Annotated in this window: 28 protein-coding genes and 1 pseudogene; all 29 read left to right on the forward strand. The window is 46.6% G+C overall.

All coding sequences use genetic code 11. The features are described 5' to 3' along the window. A pseudogene (locus IRJ25_RS14335) lies at nt 1-75 on the forward strand (30S ribosomal protein S12); the annotation flags it as partial. 48 nt (nt 76-123) lie between these two features. Continuing rightward, nucleotides 124-591 carry a 30S ribosomal protein S7 gene (gene rpsG / locus IRJ25_RS14340; RefSeq protein WP_012727682.1) on the forward strand — a complete coding sequence of 156 codons (468 nt, stop codon included), beginning with the start codon at nt 124-126 and terminating at the stop codon, nt 589-591. 112 nt (nt 592-703) lie between these two features. Further along, nucleotides 704-2,782 (forward strand): elongation factor G, encoded by a 2,079-nt coding sequence (gene fusA / locus IRJ25_RS14345; protein ID WP_159563152.1) that lies wholly within the window; start codon nt 704-706, stop codon nt 2,780-2,782. Nucleotides 2,783-2,895: 113 nt separating this feature from the next. After that, the gene (gene tuf / locus IRJ25_RS14350) at nt 2,896-4,083 is read left to right on the forward strand and encodes an elongation factor Tu (RefSeq protein ID WP_078147868.1); all 1,188 of its coding nucleotides are present in this window, start codon (nt 2,896-2,898) and stop codon (nt 4,081-4,083) included. Nucleotides 4,084-4,191: 108 nt separating this feature from the next. Next, nucleotides 4,192-4,701: a hypothetical protein gene (locus tag IRJ25_RS14355; RefSeq protein WP_269318553.1), complete on the forward strand. Its 510-nt coding sequence runs from the start codon at nt 4,192-4,194 to the stop codon at nt 4,699-4,701. A 377-nt stretch (nt 4,702-5,078) separates the two neighbouring features. Continuing rightward, on the forward strand, nt 5,079-5,387 hold the full coding sequence (gene rpsJ / locus IRJ25_RS14360) for a 30S ribosomal protein S10 (RefSeq protein WP_074032438.1): 309 nt from the start codon (nt 5,079-5,081) through the stop codon (nt 5,385-5,387). 61 nt (nt 5,388-5,448) lie between these two features. After that, entirely contained in the window at nt 5,449-6,075 is a 627-nt protein-coding gene (gene rplC, locus IRJ25_RS14365) for a 50S ribosomal protein L3 (RefSeq protein ID WP_012727677.1), read from the forward strand. Nucleotides 6,076-6,103: 28 nt separating this feature from the next. Next, complete coding sequence (gene rplD, locus IRJ25_RS14370; protein ID WP_012727676.1) at nt 6,104-6,727, forward strand: 50S ribosomal protein L4; 624 nt, start codon at nt 6,104-6,106, stop codon at nt 6,725-6,727. Further along, entirely contained in the window at nt 6,727-7,008 is a 282-nt protein-coding gene (rplW, locus tag IRJ25_RS14375; protein WP_012727675.1) for a 50S ribosomal protein L23, read from the forward strand. The genes rplD and rplW overlap by 1 nt, the downstream gene beginning before the upstream one ends. 34 nt (nt 7,009-7,042) lie before the next feature. After that, the gene (gene rplB / locus IRJ25_RS14380; RefSeq protein ID WP_012727674.1) at nt 7,043-7,873 is read left to right on the forward strand and encodes a 50S ribosomal protein L2; all 831 of its coding nucleotides are present in this window, start codon (nt 7,043-7,045) and stop codon (nt 7,871-7,873) included. Nucleotides 7,874-7,939: 66 nt separating this feature from the next. After that, the gene (rpsS, locus tag IRJ25_RS14385) at nt 7,940-8,215 is read left to right on the forward strand and encodes a 30S ribosomal protein S19 (protein WP_012727673.1); all 276 of its coding nucleotides are present in this window, start codon (nt 7,940-7,942) and stop codon (nt 8,213-8,215) included. Between the two features lie 20 nt (nt 8,216-8,235). Continuing rightward, nucleotides 8,236-8,568 (forward strand): 50S ribosomal protein L22, encoded by a 333-nt coding sequence (gene rplV / locus IRJ25_RS14390; RefSeq protein ID WP_012727672.1) that lies wholly within the window; start codon nt 8,236-8,238, stop codon nt 8,566-8,568. Nucleotides 8,569-8,581: 13 nt separating this feature from the next. After that, nucleotides 8,582-9,241: a 30S ribosomal protein S3 gene (gene rpsC / locus IRJ25_RS14395; protein WP_012727671.1), complete on the forward strand. Its 660-nt coding sequence runs from the start codon at nt 8,582-8,584 to the stop codon at nt 9,239-9,241. 32 nt (nt 9,242-9,273) lie between these two features. Further along, complete coding sequence (rplP, locus tag IRJ25_RS14400; protein ID WP_012727670.1) at nt 9,274-9,711, forward strand: 50S ribosomal protein L16; 438 nt, start codon at nt 9,274-9,276, stop codon at nt 9,709-9,711. Next, a complete protein-coding gene (gene rpmC, locus IRJ25_RS14405) occupies nt 9,698-9,901 on the forward strand; it encodes a 50S ribosomal protein L29 (protein ID WP_012727669.1) in 204 nt (67 codons plus the stop codon). The genes rplP and rpmC overlap by 14 nt, the downstream gene beginning before the upstream one ends. Before the next feature lie 32 nt (nt 9,902-9,933). Then, a complete protein-coding gene (rpsQ, locus tag IRJ25_RS14410; protein ID WP_012727668.1) occupies nt 9,934-10,194 on the forward strand; it encodes a 30S ribosomal protein S17 in 261 nt (86 codons plus the stop codon). 44 nt (nt 10,195-10,238) lie between these two features. Then, the gene (rplN, locus tag IRJ25_RS14415) at nt 10,239-10,607 is read left to right on the forward strand and encodes a 50S ribosomal protein L14 (protein ID WP_012727667.1); all 369 of its coding nucleotides are present in this window, start codon (nt 10,239-10,241) and stop codon (nt 10,605-10,607) included. A gap of 36 nt (nt 10,608-10,643) precedes the next feature. Continuing rightward, a complete protein-coding gene (gene rplX / locus IRJ25_RS14420) occupies nt 10,644-10,952 on the forward strand; it encodes a 50S ribosomal protein L24 (protein ID WP_012727666.1) in 309 nt (102 codons plus the stop codon). Nucleotides 10,953-10,984: 32 nt separating this feature from the next. Then, complete coding sequence (gene rplE / locus IRJ25_RS14425) at nt 10,985-11,524, forward strand: 50S ribosomal protein L5 (RefSeq protein ID WP_074035359.1); 540 nt, start codon at nt 10,985-10,987, stop codon at nt 11,522-11,524. Between the two features lie 20 nt (nt 11,525-11,544). Further along, nucleotides 11,545-11,814 carry a 30S ribosomal protein S14 gene (rpsN, locus tag IRJ25_RS14430; RefSeq protein WP_012727664.1) on the forward strand — a complete coding sequence of 90 codons (270 nt, stop codon included), beginning with the start codon at nt 11,545-11,547 and terminating at the stop codon, nt 11,812-11,814. A 31-nt stretch (nt 11,815-11,845) separates the two neighbouring features. Next, a complete protein-coding gene (gene rpsH, locus IRJ25_RS14435; protein WP_026824842.1) occupies nt 11,846-12,244 on the forward strand; it encodes a 30S ribosomal protein S8 in 399 nt (132 codons plus the stop codon). 33 nt (nt 12,245-12,277) lie between these two features. After that, entirely contained in the window at nt 12,278-12,817 is a 540-nt protein-coding gene (gene rplF / locus IRJ25_RS14440) for a 50S ribosomal protein L6 (RefSeq protein ID WP_012727662.1), read from the forward strand. A gap of 34 nt (nt 12,818-12,851) precedes the next feature. Next, on the forward strand, nt 12,852-13,214 hold the full coding sequence (gene rplR / locus IRJ25_RS14445) for a 50S ribosomal protein L18 (RefSeq protein WP_012727661.1): 363 nt from the start codon (nt 12,852-12,854) through the stop codon (nt 13,212-13,214). Between the two features lie 20 nt (nt 13,215-13,234). After that, nucleotides 13,235-13,735 (forward strand): 30S ribosomal protein S5, encoded by a 501-nt coding sequence (gene rpsE, locus IRJ25_RS14450; protein ID WP_012727660.1) that lies wholly within the window; start codon nt 13,235-13,237, stop codon nt 13,733-13,735. A 15-nt stretch (nt 13,736-13,750) separates the two neighbouring features. Next, nucleotides 13,751-13,936 carry a 50S ribosomal protein L30 gene (gene rpmD / locus IRJ25_RS14455; protein WP_012727659.1) on the forward strand — a complete coding sequence of 62 codons (186 nt, stop codon included), beginning with the start codon at nt 13,751-13,753 and terminating at the stop codon, nt 13,934-13,936. Nucleotides 13,937-13,967: 31 nt separating this feature from the next. Further along, nucleotides 13,968-14,408 (forward strand): 50S ribosomal protein L15, encoded by a 441-nt coding sequence (rplO, locus tag IRJ25_RS14460; protein WP_012727658.1) that lies wholly within the window; start codon nt 13,968-13,970, stop codon nt 14,406-14,408. Further along, complete coding sequence (gene secY, locus IRJ25_RS14465) at nt 14,408-15,697, forward strand: preprotein translocase subunit SecY (protein WP_012727657.1); 1,290 nt, start codon at nt 14,408-14,410, stop codon at nt 15,695-15,697. The genes rplO and secY overlap by 1 nt, the downstream gene beginning before the upstream one ends. A gap of 79 nt (nt 15,698-15,776) precedes the next feature. Beyond that, complete coding sequence (locus IRJ25_RS14470; RefSeq protein WP_012727656.1) at nt 15,777-16,427, forward strand: adenylate kinase; 651 nt, start codon at nt 15,777-15,779, stop codon at nt 16,425-16,427. Next, nucleotides 16,424-16,918 (forward strand): type I methionyl aminopeptidase (gene map / locus IRJ25_RS14475; protein WP_269318554.1); only part of this gene is annotated, 495 nt, incomplete at its 3' end. The genes IRJ25_RS14470 and map, both read left to right, overlap by 4 nt.

Here is a 16,918-nt window from a genome sequence, read left to right on the forward strand (position 1 = left end):
ACTGCAGGTGTTGATGGACGTATGCAAGGCCGTTCTAAATACGGTACGAAACGTCCGAAAGCTGCGAAGAAGTAATTCTCGCAAACTAAACTACAATTGAAATTTTGAAAGGAGGGTACTCGGATGCGTAAAAACCGTGCAGAACGTCGTGACGTTATCGCAGATCCGATCTACAACTCGAAATTGGTAACTCGCCTCATTAACCGTGTCATGTTAGACGGTAAAAAAGGTACAGCTCAAACTATCATTTACAACGCATTTGGCATCATCGCTGAACGCTCAGGCAAAGAGCCTATGGAAGTGTTCGAAGAAGCAATGAACAACATCATGCCTGTACTTGAAGTTAAAGCACGCCGTGTAGGTGGAGCTAACTACCAAGTTCCTGTAGAAGTTCGTCCAGAGCGCCGTACAACACTTGGTCTTCGTTACCTCGTGAACTACGCTCGTCTCCGCAACGAAAAAACGATGGAGCAACGTATCGCGAACGAAATCATGGATGCAGCCAACAACACTGGTGCATCTGTTAAGAAACGCGAAGACATGCATAAGATGGCAGAAGCTAACAAAGCGTTTGCTCACTATCGTTGGTAATTTAATCGTAAAGTCCACTCCGCCAAGCATGGCTTAACGGAGTGGCTTTCGGGTATAATCATATCGTGTGCGCGCACACGAAAATCAAACATGCGGAAGGAGAATACCCAGTATGGCAAGAGAATTCTCCCTAAAGAATACTCGTAACATCGGGATCATGGCTCACATCGATGCCGGTAAAACGACAACAACTGAACGTATTCTTTATTACACAGGTCGTATCCATAAAATTGGTGAAACGCACGAAGGTGCTTCACAAATGGACTGGATGGAGCAGGAGCAAGAGCGTGGAATCACAATCACTTCGGCTGCGACAACTGCACAGTGGAATGGCCACCGTGTAAACATCATCGATACACCTGGACACGTAGACTTCACTGTAGAAGTTGAACGTTCACTCCGTGTACTTGATGGTGCGGTTGCTGTACTTGACGCTCAGTCAGGTGTAGAACCACAAACAGAAACTGTATGGCGTCAAGCGACGACATATGGTGTACCACGTGTCGTATTCGTCAACAAGATGGATAAAATCGGCGCAGACTTCTTGTACTCTGTGAAGACGCTCCACGATCGTCTTCAAGCGAACGCTTACGCGATCCAACTCCCAATCGGAGCAGAGGACGATTTCAAAGGGATCATCGATCTCGTTGAAATGAAGACTTACATGTACAACAACGACCTCGGTACTGACATCGAAGTAATAGACGGCTTCCCAGCTGACATGGCTGACCAAGCTGAAGAACTTCGTGGTCAATTGATCGAAGGTGTTGCTGACTTCAACGAAGAGTTGATGATGAAGTACCTTGAAGGTGAAGAGATTTCAATCGATGAATTGAAAGCTGCAATCCGTCAAGCGACACTTAGCGTTGAATTCTACCCTGTACTCGTTGGTTCTGCCTTCAAAAACAAAGGTGTTCAGCTCATGCTTAACGCCGTTGTTGATTACCTCCCATCACCAGTTGATGTAGAGTCAATCAAAGGGATCAACCTCGATACAGAAGAAGAAATCACGCGTGAGCCTTCTGATGAAGCTCCATTCTCAGCACTTGCGTTCAAAGTTATGACTGACCCTTACGTCGGTAAATTGACGTTCTTCCGCGTGTACTCTGGTACAGCTGAAGCAGGATCATACGTGAAGAACTCGACTAAAGGGAAGCGTGAGCGTCTCGGTCGTATCCTTCAAATGCACGCAAACAGCCGTGAAGAGATTCCAATGGTATTCGCTGGTGACATCGCCGCTGCTGTTGGTTTCAAAGACACGACTACTGGTGACACGCTTTGCTCTGAGAAAGATAACATCGTTCTCGAGTCAATGACGTTCCCAGAACCAGTTATCTCGGTTGCAATCGAGCCTAAATCGAAAGCAGACCAAGATAAGATGGGTCAAGCTCTTGCGAAACTCGCAGAAGAAGATCCAACATTCCGCACTGAAACAAACCCTGAGACTGGTCAAACGATCATCTCTGGTATGGGTGAGCTTCACCTTGACATCCTCGTTGACCGTATGCGTCGCGAATTCAAAGTAGAAGCTAACGTTGGTGCACCACAAGTTGCTTACCGTGAAACAATCCGTGGCGCTGCGAAGATCGATTCGAAATTCGTTCGTCAGTCTGGTGGACGCGGTCAGTACGGTCACGTTGTCGTAGAATTCGAGCCGAACGAAGAAGGCGCTGGATTCGAGTTCGAGAACAAGATCGTCGGTGGTGTTGTACCACGTGAATACGTCCCTGCTGTTCAAAACGGGATTGAAGAAGCTCTCGAAAACGGTATCCTCGCTGGTTACCCAGTAGTAGACGTTAAAGCTCGTCTCGTATTCGGTTCGTACCACGATGTCGACTCGAACGAGATGGCGTTTAAAGTTGCTGCTTCGATGGCGGTTAAACAACTTAAGGACCAAGCGAAAGCTGTTATCCTTGAGCCAATGATGCGTGTTGAAGTTGTTATCCCAGAAGAATACATGGGTGACATCATGGGTGACGTCACGTCACGCCGTGGACGCGTAGAAGGTATGGAAGCTCGCGGTAACGCACAAGTCGTTAAAGCGATGATTCCACTTTCAGAAATGTTCGGTTACGCAACATCACTTCGTTCACGTACACAAGGACGCGGAACGTACTCGATGCACTTCGATCACTACGAAGAAGTACCGAAATCAATCGCTGAAGAAATCGTCAAAAAAGCGAACGGCTAATAACGGTTGTATCGCTAGATTGATTGTTGTAAGCTAAGGAGGACGTATGTTAAAAGTAGCCTACGTCTTCCTAGTTAAATAAAACTAATCGTTTAATAGAGGAGGAATCTAGAATGGGTAAAGAAAAATTCGACCGTTCTAAGCCGCACGTTAACGTTGGTACAATTGGCCACGTTGACCACGGTAAAACAACTTTGACTGCAGCAATCTCTGCTGTACTTTCACGTGCACAAGGTAAAACAGCTACTAAGTTCGACCAAATCGATGGTGCTCCAGAAGAGCGCGAACGCGGTATCACAATCGCAACAGCTCACATCGAGTACGAAACTGACAAGCGTCACTACGCACACGTTGACTGCCCAGGACACGCTGACTATGTTAAAAACATGATCACTGGTGCTGCTCAAATGGACGGCGCGATCCTCGTTGTATCTGCAACAGATGGCCCAATGCCACAAACACGTGAGCACATCCTTCTTTCACGTCAAGTAGGTGTTCCTTACATCGTAGTATTCATGAACAAAGTTGACATGGTAGACGACGAAGAGCTTCTCGAACTCGTTGAAATGGAAATCCGTGAACTTCTTTCTGAATACGACTTCCCAGGCGACGACCTCCCTGTAATCAAAGGTTCTGCACTTGGCGCACTTAACGGTGAAGCTCAGTGGGAAGAAAAAGTTATGGAACTCATGAACGCTGTTGATGAGTACATCCCAGAACCAGTTCGTGACACTGAAAAAGACTTCATGATGCCTGTTGAGGACGTATTCTCAATCACTGGTCGTGGTACTGTAGCGACTGGTCGTGTTGAGCGTGGTGTTCTCCGCGTCAACGACGAGATCGAAATCGTTGGTCTTACAGAAGAAACGAAGAAAACTGTATGTACTGGTGTAGAGATGTTCCGTAAGCTTCTTGACTATGCTGAAGCTGGCGACAACATCGGTGCACTTCTCCGTGGTGTATCACGTGACGACATCGAGCGTGGACAAGTACTTGCTAAGCCAGGTTCAATCACACCACACTCTAAATTCAAAGCATCAATCTACGTTCTTTCTAAAGAAGAGGGTGGCCGTCACACGCCATTCTTCGCGAACTACCGTCCGCAGTTCTACTTCCGTACAACTGACGTAACAGGTATCGTTCACCTTCCAGAAGGTACTGAAATGGTAATGCCAGGAGACAACATCGAGTTGACGATCGAATTGATTTCTACAATCGCGATCGAAGACGGTACACGTTTCTCTATCCGTGAGGGTGGCCGTACTGTAGGTGCTGGTTCAGTAACAGAAATCATCGAGTAATCGATTGATTCAACTGAACAACATTAAGCAGTCCGCAATATGCGGGCTGCTTTTTTGTGTTTCCATCACAACATGGTAAGATGAGGCATACGAGAAAGGAGTGGCGTCATGCTGAAGCAACTAGAGACTATTTGTCGCTTGAATGGGATTGAGTATCGCATTGGCGGTTCTGAGCTGTTAAAGCATCATGGCATCGTCGAGGTAACGAATGACATCGATGTTTTTGTTGAACCGGACCAGTTTGAAAAAATCGATCGCGTACTTAGTCGTGCTGGGGAGAAGAAACCATCAGATCCTCACGACGCATACGTAACGACCTACTTTGGAGAGTATATATTCGAGGGAACAGATGTGGACGTCATGTCTAGTTTCCGAATGAAGTGTACCGACGGAATCTATACGCATCCTTTCATTGAACCAGATGGACAATGGATGCACCTAGAAGAGTGGGTCGTCCTTTACACGGTCATCGGACGAGAGGATAAATTAGCGTCATTGCTCCGCTATTTCAAGACGCACAGTGTTAATGAAGGAATTGTTCAAGACTGTTTAAAACGAGCGCCACAATCGGTCATAGAAGGGGTGACAGAGCTTTTTGGAGAGGTGATGAAACGCTAGGTCGAGTTGACATGGGAGTTCGTTTGAAAAATAGTTCAATAAAAGAATGAATTTTTGCTTGCAAAAGCTCGCGAATCTTGTTACATTAGGGAACGTTGAGCAACTCATCAGACAACCAGCAACTTCAAAAATCTAATCTTGCATTCCATGACCAGATTAGATATAATGATTAAGTGTTTGTGCGAGTGGTGAGAGACTTTACAGCAGAAAACGGGTCCAATCGTTGATTTGCAATGATCGGATGCCTCTGCTGACACAAGCACGCTGCGTTGAAGCGGGAGGTTATGACACGCCAGGCAGCATTGCCATGGCCGGTGTGGAAATTTCCGCGGAGAATTGTCTATTTTTAAAGTAGGCGACAAAGGAGGGAAACAAACATGGCAAATGAAAAAATTCGTATTCGTTTAAAAGCATATGACCATCGCGTTCTCGATCAATCAGCTGAGAAGATCGTTGACACTGCGAAGCGTTCAGGTGCAAAGGTATCGGGTCCAATCCCGCTCCCAACTGAAAAATCGGTTTACACGATTCTTCGTGCGGTTCACAAGTACAAAGATGCTCGTGAGCAGTTCGAAATGCGTACACACAAACGCTTGATCGACATCGTAAACCCAACACCGAAAACAGTCGATTCGCTTATGCGTCTCGAGTTACCATCAGGTGTAGACATCGAAATCAAACTTTAATTCTTCATATAGTAGATACTAGCCAGAAGAGACAATTAATTATTAACAGGAGGTGTATCTCATGGCTAAAGGAATCTTAGGAACAAAACTTGGTATGACTCAAATCTTCAACGAAGCAGGCGAAGTTGTACCAGTAACAGTAGTTGCTGTAGAAGGTAACGTCGTTCTTCAACTTAAAACAGTTGACACAGACGGTTACGAAGCAGTTCAACTTGGTTTCGGAGACATCAAAGAATCACGTCAAAACAAACCATCAAAAGGTCACGCTGCGAAAGCAAACGCGACACCTAAGCGCTTCATCAAAGAAGTTCGTACTTCAGTAGAAGGATACGAAATCGGTCAAGAGATTAAGGCAGACATTTTCGCTGCAGGTGAATTAGTAGACGTAACAGGTACATCGAAAGGTAAAGGATTCCAAGGTGCGATCAAGCGTCACGGACAATCACGTGGACCAATGGCTCACGGTTCGCGCTACCACCGTCGTCCTGGTTCGATGGGTCCTGTCGCTCCTAACCGCGTATTTAAAGGGAAACTTCTTCCTGGTCAAATGGGTGGAGAGCGTAAAACAATTCAAAACCTTGAAGTCGTTAAAGTTGATGTGGAACGTGGCCTTCTCCTCGTGAAAGGTGCTATCCCAGGCGCTCGTAAATCGAACGTCATCATCAAATCAGCGGTCAAAGGTAACTAATTAACTGCACGGAAAGGAGGAATTACGAATGCCTAAAGTAGCTTTGCTTAACCAAACAGGTTCACAAGTTGGCGAAATCGAATTGGCAGAAGCCATCTTCGGAATCGAGCCAAACGAATCAGTACTTTACGACGCAATCGTCATGCAACAAGCATCACGCCGTCAAGGTACTCACGATACGAAAGGTCGCTCGGAAGTACGCGGTGGCGGCCGTAAACCATGGAAACAAAAGGGAACTGGTCGTGCGCGCCAAGGTTCTATCCGCTCACCACAATGGGTTGGTGGTGGTACAGTCTTCGGTCCAACACCACGTTCATACTCTTACAAACTTCCTAAGAAGGTTCGTCGTTTAGCACTTCTCTCGGCTCTTTCGTCGAAAGTACAAAACAACGAAATCATCGTCCTCGAAGGCCTTGCTTTCGATGCACCAAAAACAAAAGATATGGCTGCTGTACTCAACAGCTTATCAGTAGAACGTAAGGCTCTTGTAGTCACAGCGGACTACAATGAGACTATCGCTCTCGCAGCTCGTAACATCCCAGGAGTGACTGTGATCGACGCAGCAGGCGTAAACGTTCTTGACCTCGTTGCTAACGACAAAGTCATCTTCACTAAAGATGCGGTTGCGAAGGTAGAGGAGGTGCTTGCATAATGGCTCAAGCATACGATATCATCAAACGTCCGATCATCACTGAGCGTTCAGTTAGCCTCATGGAAGCTAACAAATACGTTTTCGAAATCGACGTAAAAGCGACTAAATCGCAAGTGAAACACGCTATCGAAACAATCTTCAACGTGAAAGTTGCTTCGGTAAACACAATGAACTACAAACCGAAAGCGAAACGTGTCGGTCGTCACTCTGGTTACACAGCTCGTCGTAAAAAAGCGATCGTAACCCTTGCTGAAGGCAACACAATCGACTTCCTCGGTTAATTAACTACCTTAGAAGAAAAGGAGGGAATCCTCGATGGCAATCAAAAAGTTTAAGCCGACCACTAACGGTCGTCGTAACATGACATCTCTCGACTTTGCAGAGATCACAACGAATCGCCCTGAAAAATCGTTAACTGAAAAGCTTTCGAAAAAAGGCGGACGTAACAACCAAGGTCGCTTGACTGTTCGTCACCAAGGTGGCGGTCACAAGCGTAAATACCGTATCATCGATTTCAAACGTAACAAAGATGGCGTTGCAGGACGCGTAGCAACGATCGAATACGATCCAAACCGTTCAGCAAACATCGCACTCATCAACTATGTAGATGGTGAGAAACGTTACATCCTCGCTCCTAAGGGCATCAAAGTAGGCATGGAAATCATGTCTGGTCCTGAAGCGGATATCAAAGTGGGGAACGCTCTTCCACTCGTAAACATCCCTGTCGGTACAACAATCCACAACATCGAGCTTAAGCCTGGTAAAGGCGGTCAGCTAGTTCGTGCGGCTGGTGCATCGGCACAAATCCAAGGACGTGACGGCAAGTACGTCATCGTTCGTCTTCAATCAGGTGAATCACGCTTGTTCCTCGGCACTTGCCGCGCGACAATCGGTTCAGTTGGTAACGAAGAACACGAACTCGTAAACATCGGTAAAGCAGGACGTTCACGTTGGTTAGGCAAACGCCCAACAGTACGTGGTTCTGTAATGAACCCGGTTGATCACCCACACGGTGGTGGTGAAGGTCGTGCGCCAATCGGTCGTTCGGGCCCACTTACTCCTTGGGGTAAACCAGCTCTTGGTCTTAAGACTCGTAAGAAAAACAAATCGAGCGACATGTACATCCTTCGTCGCCGTAAGAAATAATTACTACATGATTCTCGGGCGGTTCGAAAGGGCCGTTCCCGAATCATTCCAAAGGGAGGTTCTAACATGGGTCGCAGCTTGAAAAAAGGTCCATTCGCAGATCACCACTTACTCGCTAAAGTTGACAAACTCAACGAATCTGGTGAGAAGCAAGTCATCAAAACTTGGTCACGTCGCTCGACGATCTTCCCAGAATTCATGGGTCACACGTTCGGTGTGCACGATGGTCGTAAACACGTACCAGTATTCGTGACAGAAGACATGGTTGGTCACAAACTTGGTGAATTCGCTCCAACACGCACGTACAAAGGTCACGGATCAGACAAGAAAACGAAACGGTAATTTGAGGGGAGGTCAAATCCATGCAAGCTAAAGCATCAGCTAATATGGTCCGTCTTGCTCCTCGCAAAGCACGTCTCGTTGTAGACTTAATTCGCGGGAAACAAGTCGGCGAAGCGCTCTCTGTCCTTGCTCACACGAACAAGGCAGCATCGCCAGTCGTTGAAAAAGTATTAAAATCAGCGATTGCTAACGCAGAGCACAACTACGATATGAACATTGAGAACCTCGTTGTAACAGAAGCTTACGTAAACGAAGGTCCAACACTCAAACGCTTCCGCCCACGTGCGATGGGTCGCGCAAGCCGTATTAACAAACGCACAAGCCACATCCACATCGTGGTAACTGAGAAATAAGGAGGGATATGTAGTGGGTCAAAAGGTAAATCCGCACGGTCTTCGCGTTGGTGTTATCAAAGACTGGGATTCGCGTTGGTACGCTGAGAAAGACTACGCTGATCTCCTTCATGAAGACTTCGTTATTCGTGAATACATCGAAAACAAAATGAAGGATGCTAGTGTTTCTAAAGTTGAAATCGAACGCGCTGCAAACCGCGTGAACATTTCGCTTCACACTGCGAAGCCAGGTATGGTAATCGGTAAAGGTGGTTCTGAAATCGAATCACTCCGTAAACACATTACAAAAATCGCTGACGGAAAACGCGTTCACATCAACGTTGTTGAAGTGAAAAACGCTGACGCTGTTGCGAAGCTTGTAGCAGAAAACATTGCTCGTCAATTGGAAGGTCGCGTATCATTCCGTCGTGCAATGAAACAATCTATTCAACGTTCGATGCGTACTGGCATCAAAGGGATCAAAACAGAAGTTTCTGGTCGTCTTGGTGGCGCTGATATCGCTCGTTCAGAGAAGTACTCGGAAGGAACAGTTCCACTTCACACACTCCGTGCCGACATCGACTACGGAACAGCTGAAGCTGACACAACTTACGGTAAAATCGGCGTAAAAGTTTGGTTATACCACGGTGAAGTTCTTCCAACAAAAAACAACACAGCGAAAAACGCTGAATAATAAACACTCTTTCAGGAAGGAGGCAACACACTATGTTGTTACCTAAACGCGTGAAATATCGTCGTGTACACCGTGGTAAAATGCGCGGGAACGCTAAACGCGGCACAACTGTACACTTCGGTGAGTTCGGTCTCCAAGCTCTCGAAGCGAGCTGGATTACAAACCGTCAAATCGAATCAGCACGTATTGCAATGACACGTTATATGAAACGTGGTGGTAAAGTGTGGATCAAGATCTTCCCACACAAGCCGTACACTAAAAAGCCTCTCGAAGTCCGAATGGGTTCGGGTAAAGGTGCTCCAGAAGGCTGGGTAGCTGTAGTTAAGCCTGGCAAAGTAATGTTCGAAATCGCAGGTGTATCTGAGGAAGTGGCACGTGAGGCACTTCGTCTTGCATCGCACAAACTTCCAGTAAAATGTAAGTTCGTGAAACGTGAAGAAAATGGTGGTGATACGAATGAAAGCAACTGATCTCCGTCAATCAACAACTGAAGAGCTCAACGGTAAAGTGGGCGAGTGGAAAGAAGAACTCTTTAACCTTCGCTTCCAACTTGCTACAGGTCAGCTTGAGAATCCTGCTCGTATCCGTGAAGTACGCAAGTCGATTGCGCGTGCTAAAACGATTCTTCGTGAACGCGAACTCGGCATCAACAACGGCTAATTACATCGGATTCTTGAGAGGAGGTAACACTCATGGAACGCAACAACCGTAAAGTGTTCACTGGTCGCGTCGTGTCTGACAAAATGGACAAAACGATCGTCGTCGCAGTAGAAACAAAGGTTCGTCATAAACTTTATGGCAAACGTGTAAACTACACGAAGAAATATAAAGCACACGATGAGAACAACGTCGCTAAAGTGGGCGATATCGTTCGCATCGCGGAAACACGTCCTCTTTCTAAAGACAAACGTTTCCGTCTTGTAACAGTAGTAGAAGAATCAGTAATCATCTAATAACAGTTCGGATTTATTAAACATCCGGAGGGAGGTACACTCGCATGATTCAACAAGAATCTCGCTTGAAAGTAGCAGACAACTCTGGCGCGCGTGAACTGTTGACAATTAAAGTCCTCGGTGGTTCTGGTCGTAAGACTGCAAACATCGGTGACATCATCGTCGCAACGGTAAAACAAGCAACACCAGGTGGCGTTGTTAAAAAAGGTGACGTTGTCAGAGCAGTTGTCGTTCGTACAAAACGCGGCGCTCGTCGTAAAGATGGTTCGTACATCCGTTTCGATGAGAACGCAGCAGTCATTATCAAAGATGACAAGAGCCCACGCGGCACACGGATCTTCGGGCCAGTTGCACGTGAACTTCGTGAAAAAGAATTCATGAAGATCGTTTCGTTGGCACCGGAAGTACTTTAATTTCCAATTTCAATCCTATAAGGAGGTGCGCAAACGATGCATGTTAAAAAAGGCGATACAGTCCAGGTAATGTCTGGTAAAGATAAAGGCAAGCAAGGGGTTATCCTCAAAGCTATGCCAAGCAAAAACCGCGTAGTGGTTGAAGGCGTAAACGTGATGAAAAAACACGCGAAACCTTCACAAGCGAATCCACAAGGCGGGATCCTTGAGATCGAAGCACCAATTCACGTCTCGAACGTAATGCCACTCGACCCTAAAACTGGCAAACCAACTCGTGTTGGTTTCAAAGTAGTCGATGGTAAAAAAGTTCGTGTCGCGAAATCGGGCGAATCACTCGATAAATAAGAAGAACGTGACGAAAGGAGGTCCATTCGACTATGAACCGTTTGCAAGAGAAGTATAAAAGCGACATCGTGAAAGCGATGATGGATAAATTCAACTATGACTCGGTCATGCAAGTACCGAAAGTCGAAAAGATTGTCATCAACATGGGTGTAGGTGACGCTGTTTCGAACTCGAAAGCACTTGATATGGCAGTTGAAGAATTAACAATTCTTTCAGGTCAAAAACCACTCGTAACGAAAGCGAAGAAATCAATCGCTGGTTTCAAACTTCGTGAAGGTATGCCAATCGGTGCGAAGGTTACACTTCGTGGCGAGCGCATGTACGATTTCCTCGACAAATTGGTAACTGTTTCACTTCCACGTGTACGTGACTTCCGCGGTGTATCGAAGAAAGCATTCGACGGACGCGGTAACTACACGCTTGGCGTGAAAGAGCAACTTATTTTCCCTGAGATCGATTACGATAAAGTATCTAAAGTACGCGGTATGGACATCGTTGTTGTTACAACAGCAAACACAGACGAAGAAGCACGTGAATTGCTCACACTTCTCGGTATGCCATTCCAAAAATAATCTAGAGGGAGGTCGACAACATGGCTAAAAAGTCAATGGTGAATCGCGAACTTAAACGCGAGAAACTCGTTGCCCAGTACGCTGAAAAGCGTGCGAAGTTGAAAGCTGAAGGCGATTATATCGGACTCAGCAAATTGCCACGTAACTCGTCACCTGTACGCTTGCACAACCGTTGCAGCATCACAGGTCGTCCGCATGGTTACATGGGTAAATTCGGGATCAGCCGTATCAAGTTCCGTGATCTTGCATACAAAGGTCAAATCCCTGGTGTTAAAAAAGCAAGCTGGTAATCCACTAACAGTGTGAAAGGAGGTACATCGCATGGTAATGACAGACCCTATTGCAGATATGCTTACACGTATCCGTAACGCTAACATGGTTCGCCATGAAAAAATGGAGCTTCCAGCTTCGAACATTAAACGTGAGATCGCTGAAATCCTTAAGCGTGAAGGTTTCATTCGCGATGTTGAATATATCGAGGACGCTAAACAAGGTACACTTCGTCTTTTCCTTAAATATGGAGCAAGCAACGAACGTGTAATCACTGGTCTCAAACGTATTTCGAAACCAGGTCTTCGCGTATACGCAAAAGCTGATGAAGTACCTAAAGTACTCGGAGGACTCGGGATCGCAGTTCTTTCGACATCTAAAGGTCTTATGACTGATAAAGAAGCTCGCCAACAACAAGTCGGCGGCGAAGTGCTCGCCTACATCTGGTAAGTCACTTTTCTAACAAGAACGGAGGTGTAATCAATGTCACGTATTGGTAAAAAACCAGTTACGATTCCTGCTGGCGTTACTGTAACAGTTGCTAATGACAACACGGTCACAGTAAAAGGTGCTAAAGGTGAACTTTCGCTTTCAGCTAACCCGGCATTGGAAATCAAAGTTGAAGAGAACGAATTGACGGTTGTTCGTCCAGACGAATCGAAAGAAAGCCGTACAATTCACGGTACGACACGTGCCCTTATTGCCAACATGGTACAAGGTGTGTCGAACGGATTCCAAAAAACACTTGAGATCTCGGGGGTTGGTTACCGTGCTACGAAGCAAGGTAACAAACTCGTCCTCAACCTCGGCTACTCGCACCCAATCGAGTACGTTGCTGAGGAAGGTATCGAAATCGAAGTTCCTTCAAACACGCAAATCATCGTAAAAGGGATTAACAAAGAGCGCGTCGGTCACGTTGCTGCTCAAATCCGCTCGTACCGTGCTCCAGAACCTTACAAAGGTAAAGGTGTTCGTTACTCTGATGAACGTATTCGCCGTAAAGAAGGTAAGACTGGTAAGTAATTCGTCACGAAATGAACGGAAAGGAGTGGCATAAATGATCACAAAGGCAGATAAAAATGCAGTTCGTAAAAAACGTCATGCTCGCGTACGTCGTACGATCACGGGGACAGCAGCTCGTCCACGTTTGAACGTATTCCGTTCGAGCAAGCATATTTACGTTCAACTTATCGATGACGCGGCACAAACAACGCTTGTGTCTGCATCTTCGAAAGATAAAGCTCTCGATCTTACAAATGGCGGTAACGTTGAAGCAGCGAAAGCTGTTGGTAAACTTGCTGCAGAACGTGCACTCGAGAAAGGTATCGACACAGTTGTGTTCGACCGTGGTGGATACCTCTATCATGGCCGCGTCAAAGCTGTTGCAGAAGCAGCTCGTGAAGCAGGTCTTAAATTCTAATAAAAAGGAGGGGACACTCGATGCGCCAGTTAGACGTTAACATGGAACAACTTGAAGAACGCGTTGTTACCGTAAACCGCGTCGCGAAAGTCGTAAAAGGTGGCCGCCGCTTCCGTTTTGCTGCTCTCGTAGTCGTAGGTGACAAAAATGGTCACGTCGGTTTCGGTACAGGTAAGGCACAAGAGGTGCCAGAAGCGATTCGCAAGGCTATTGAAGCCGCTAAGAAAAACATGGTACAAGTACCTATGGTTGGTACAACAATTCCACACGAAATCACAGGAGTATTCGGAGCAGGTCGTGTATTCATGAAACCAGCTTCTGAAGGTACTGGGGTTATCGCTGGTGGTCCAGTTCGTGCGGTGCTCGAACTTGCAGGTGTAGGTGACATCCTTTCGAAATCGTTAGGTTCAAACACACCGATCAACATCGTCCGTGCGACGGTACAGGGCTTGACTGAGCTCAAAAAAGCAGAGGAAGTTGCTAAACTACGTGGTAAAAGCGTAGAAGAACTTCTTAACTAAGGGAGGGAACTAGACATGGCGAAACTCGCAATCACCCTCACACGCAGCACAATTGGTCGTCCGGAAGGTCAGCGTGTTACTGTACGTACACTCGGTCTTCGCAAAATGCATCAAACGGTCGTTGTCCCAGACAACGTCGCGATGCGCGGTATGATCAATAAAGTGTCGCACCTTGTGACTGTAAAAGAAATCAACGAATAATAAAGATTTTAATAAATAAGGAGGTGCCACTATGAAACTCCATGAATTGAAGCCAACTCCAGGTTCACGTCACGAACGTAACCGTGTCGGTCGCGGTATGGCGACTGGTAACGGTAAAACTTCTGGTCGTGGACACAAAGGTCAAAAAGCTCGTTCGGGCGGTGGCGTTCGTCCAGGATTTGAAGGTGGACAAAACCCACTTTACCGTCGTCTTCCAAAACGCGGTTTCAACAACCCAACTCGTAAAGAGTACGCGGTTGTTTCCCTAGACACGCTTAACCGTTTCGAAGCAGGTACTGAAGTTACTCCAGAACTCTTAATCGAGACTGGTGTTGTCAGCTCTGCTAAAGACGGAATCAAGGTCCTTGCTAACGGCAAGCTTGAAACTAAATTGACTGTAAAAGCCAACAAGTTCTCGGGTGCAGCGAAAGAAGCAATCGAAGCAGCTGGCGGTACAGTTGAGGTGATCTGATGTTTCAGACGATCTCCAATATGTGGCGCGTGAAAGATATTCGACAGCGTATTCTCTTCACACTCGCAATCATCATCATTTTCCGCATCGGGGCTCATATCCCGGTGCCGATGGTGAATACGGATGTGTTGCGTTTTGACTCAGGAGGTCTTCTTGACTTCTTGAACTTGTTTGGAGGAAATGCTTTACAGAACTTCTCCTTGTTCGCAATGGGGATCATGCCGTACATTACGGCATCGATCGTTGTGCAACTTTTACAAATGGACGTCGTTCCAAAGTTTGCCGAATGGGCTAAACAAGGAGAGGCGGGCCGTAAAAAGTTAGCGACGGTCACGCGCTATGGGACGATCATCTTAGGCTTTGTCCAAGCGACTTCACTGTCGTTTGGATTTAACCGCCTCTACCCAGGTCTCGTCAATGAGACGTGGGGAACGGCAACTTACTTTGTGATCGCGATTGTACTCACTGCGGGTACAGCGTTCTTGATGTTCCTTGGTGAAATGACAACGGAGAAAGGTGTTGGGAATGGTATTTCCATCATTATCTTCGCCGGTATCGTCGCCGGGTTCCCAAGAATCTTCACGCAGATTTATGAAACAAAACTCCAAAACGCTGGAGATGCATTGTTCATTAATATCGTTTACTTGGTTGTATTGGCACTTGTTATTTTGGCTGTGACGGTTGGGATCATTTATGTTCAACAAGCGGCACGCAAAATTCCAATCCAATATGCAAAACGCACGGCGAACCGTACCCCAGTGGGCGGTCAGTCAACGCACTTGCCAATCAAACTAAACGCAGCAGGTGTTATCCCGGTTATCTTCGCGATTTCCTTCATGGTAACACCACCAACTGTTGCAAGCTTCATTGCTTCGCCGGAGACAACGCAAAAATTACAGACGTACTTTGACACGACGGCGCCAATCGGAATGTCGATTTACGTTGCGTTAATCATTGCGTTTGCCTACTTCTATACATTTATTCAGGTCAACCCTGAGCAAATGGCAGAAAACCTGCAGAAGCAAGGTGGTTATATTCCTGGGATTCGTCCTGGGGCGCAAACAGAACAGTACATCACGAAGTTGCTGTATCGATTGACTTTCTTCGGAGCGATCTTCTTATCGCTCGTGGCGATCATGCCGACAATCTTCATTAAGCTTGCCGGTCTTCCAACTTCCGTTCAAATCGGAGGAACGAGCTTGTTGATCGTCATCGGGGTAGCCCTCGAAACGATGAAACAAATCGAAAGTCAACTTGTAAAACGACACTATAAAGGCTTTATCCGTTAAAGCGGAAGGAAGGGTTGACCCTTCCTTCCTGTCGTGTTTACAAGCCCTTCGTGAAAATCAAAACTGGAGGCTAACCGAGATGAATCTAGTACTCATGGGCTTACCGGGTGCTGGGAAAGGGACTCAAGCTGCTAAAATCGTAGAAGAGTACCAAATCCCTCACATTTCGACAGGCGACATGTTTCGTGCGGCAATCAAAGGCGGAACGCCACTCGGTAAAGAAGCCAAGTCATTCATGGATAAAGGTGAACTCGTACCGGACGAGGTAACAATCGGAATCGTACGTGAACGCCTTAGCCAAGATGACACAGAAAAAGGTTTCTTACTCGATGGATTCCCGCGTACTGTTGCTCAAGCAGAGGCACTCGAAAGTTTGCTTAAAGATTTGGGGAAACAGATTGACCACGTCGTCAACATCGATGTGGATGCGGAAATTCTCGTTCCACGCTTGACAGGTCGTTGGATCTGCCCAACGTGTGGTGCGACATATCACGTGATCTTCAACCCACCAAAAGTGGAAGGCATCTGTGATGTGGATGGGTCGGCACTCATGCAACGTGAAGACGATAAAGAGGAAACGGTTCGCCGTCGCCTTGACGTCAACATCGAGCAATCGAAACCACTCATTGACTTTTACGCTGAAAAAGGGTATCTTCGTACATTGGATGGAGATCGTCCAATCGATGTCGTATATGCCGATGTCAAAGCATTACTCGGTGATACTGAATGATCATCACGAAGACGCCTCGTGAAATTGCGATTATGCGTGAGGCTGGGCAAATTGTTGCTCGAACGCACCAGGTGCTCAAACAGCACATTAAACCAGGAATCACGACGCTTGAGCTCGACCGGATTGCGGAAGATTACATTCGCAGCCAAGGTGCGACGCCATCGTTCAAAGGCTATAACGGTTTTACCGGTAGTGTTTGTGCTTCGGTGAACGAAGAGCTTGTTCATGGCATTCCAGGAAAACGGGTATTGAAAGATGGAGATATTATCTCAATCGACATCGGTGCCTACTATAATGGATACCATGGAGATTCCGCTTGGACTTATCCAGTGGGAACAATCACAGAAGAGACACAGCGGCTACTTGACGTAACCGAAGAAAGTCTGTATAAAGGATTGGAGCACGCCAAGGCTGGAGGGCGATTGACAGATATTTCGCATGCGATTCAAGCATATGTTGAATCACATGACTTTTCTGTCGTCCGCGAATAC

The sequence above is a fragment of the Exiguobacterium sp. KJ 601 genome, from assembly GCF_027161185.1.
In the GTDB taxonomy this organism is placed as follows: Bacteria; Bacillota; Bacilli; order Exiguobacteriales; family Exiguobacteriaceae; genus Exiguobacterium; species Exiguobacterium profundum.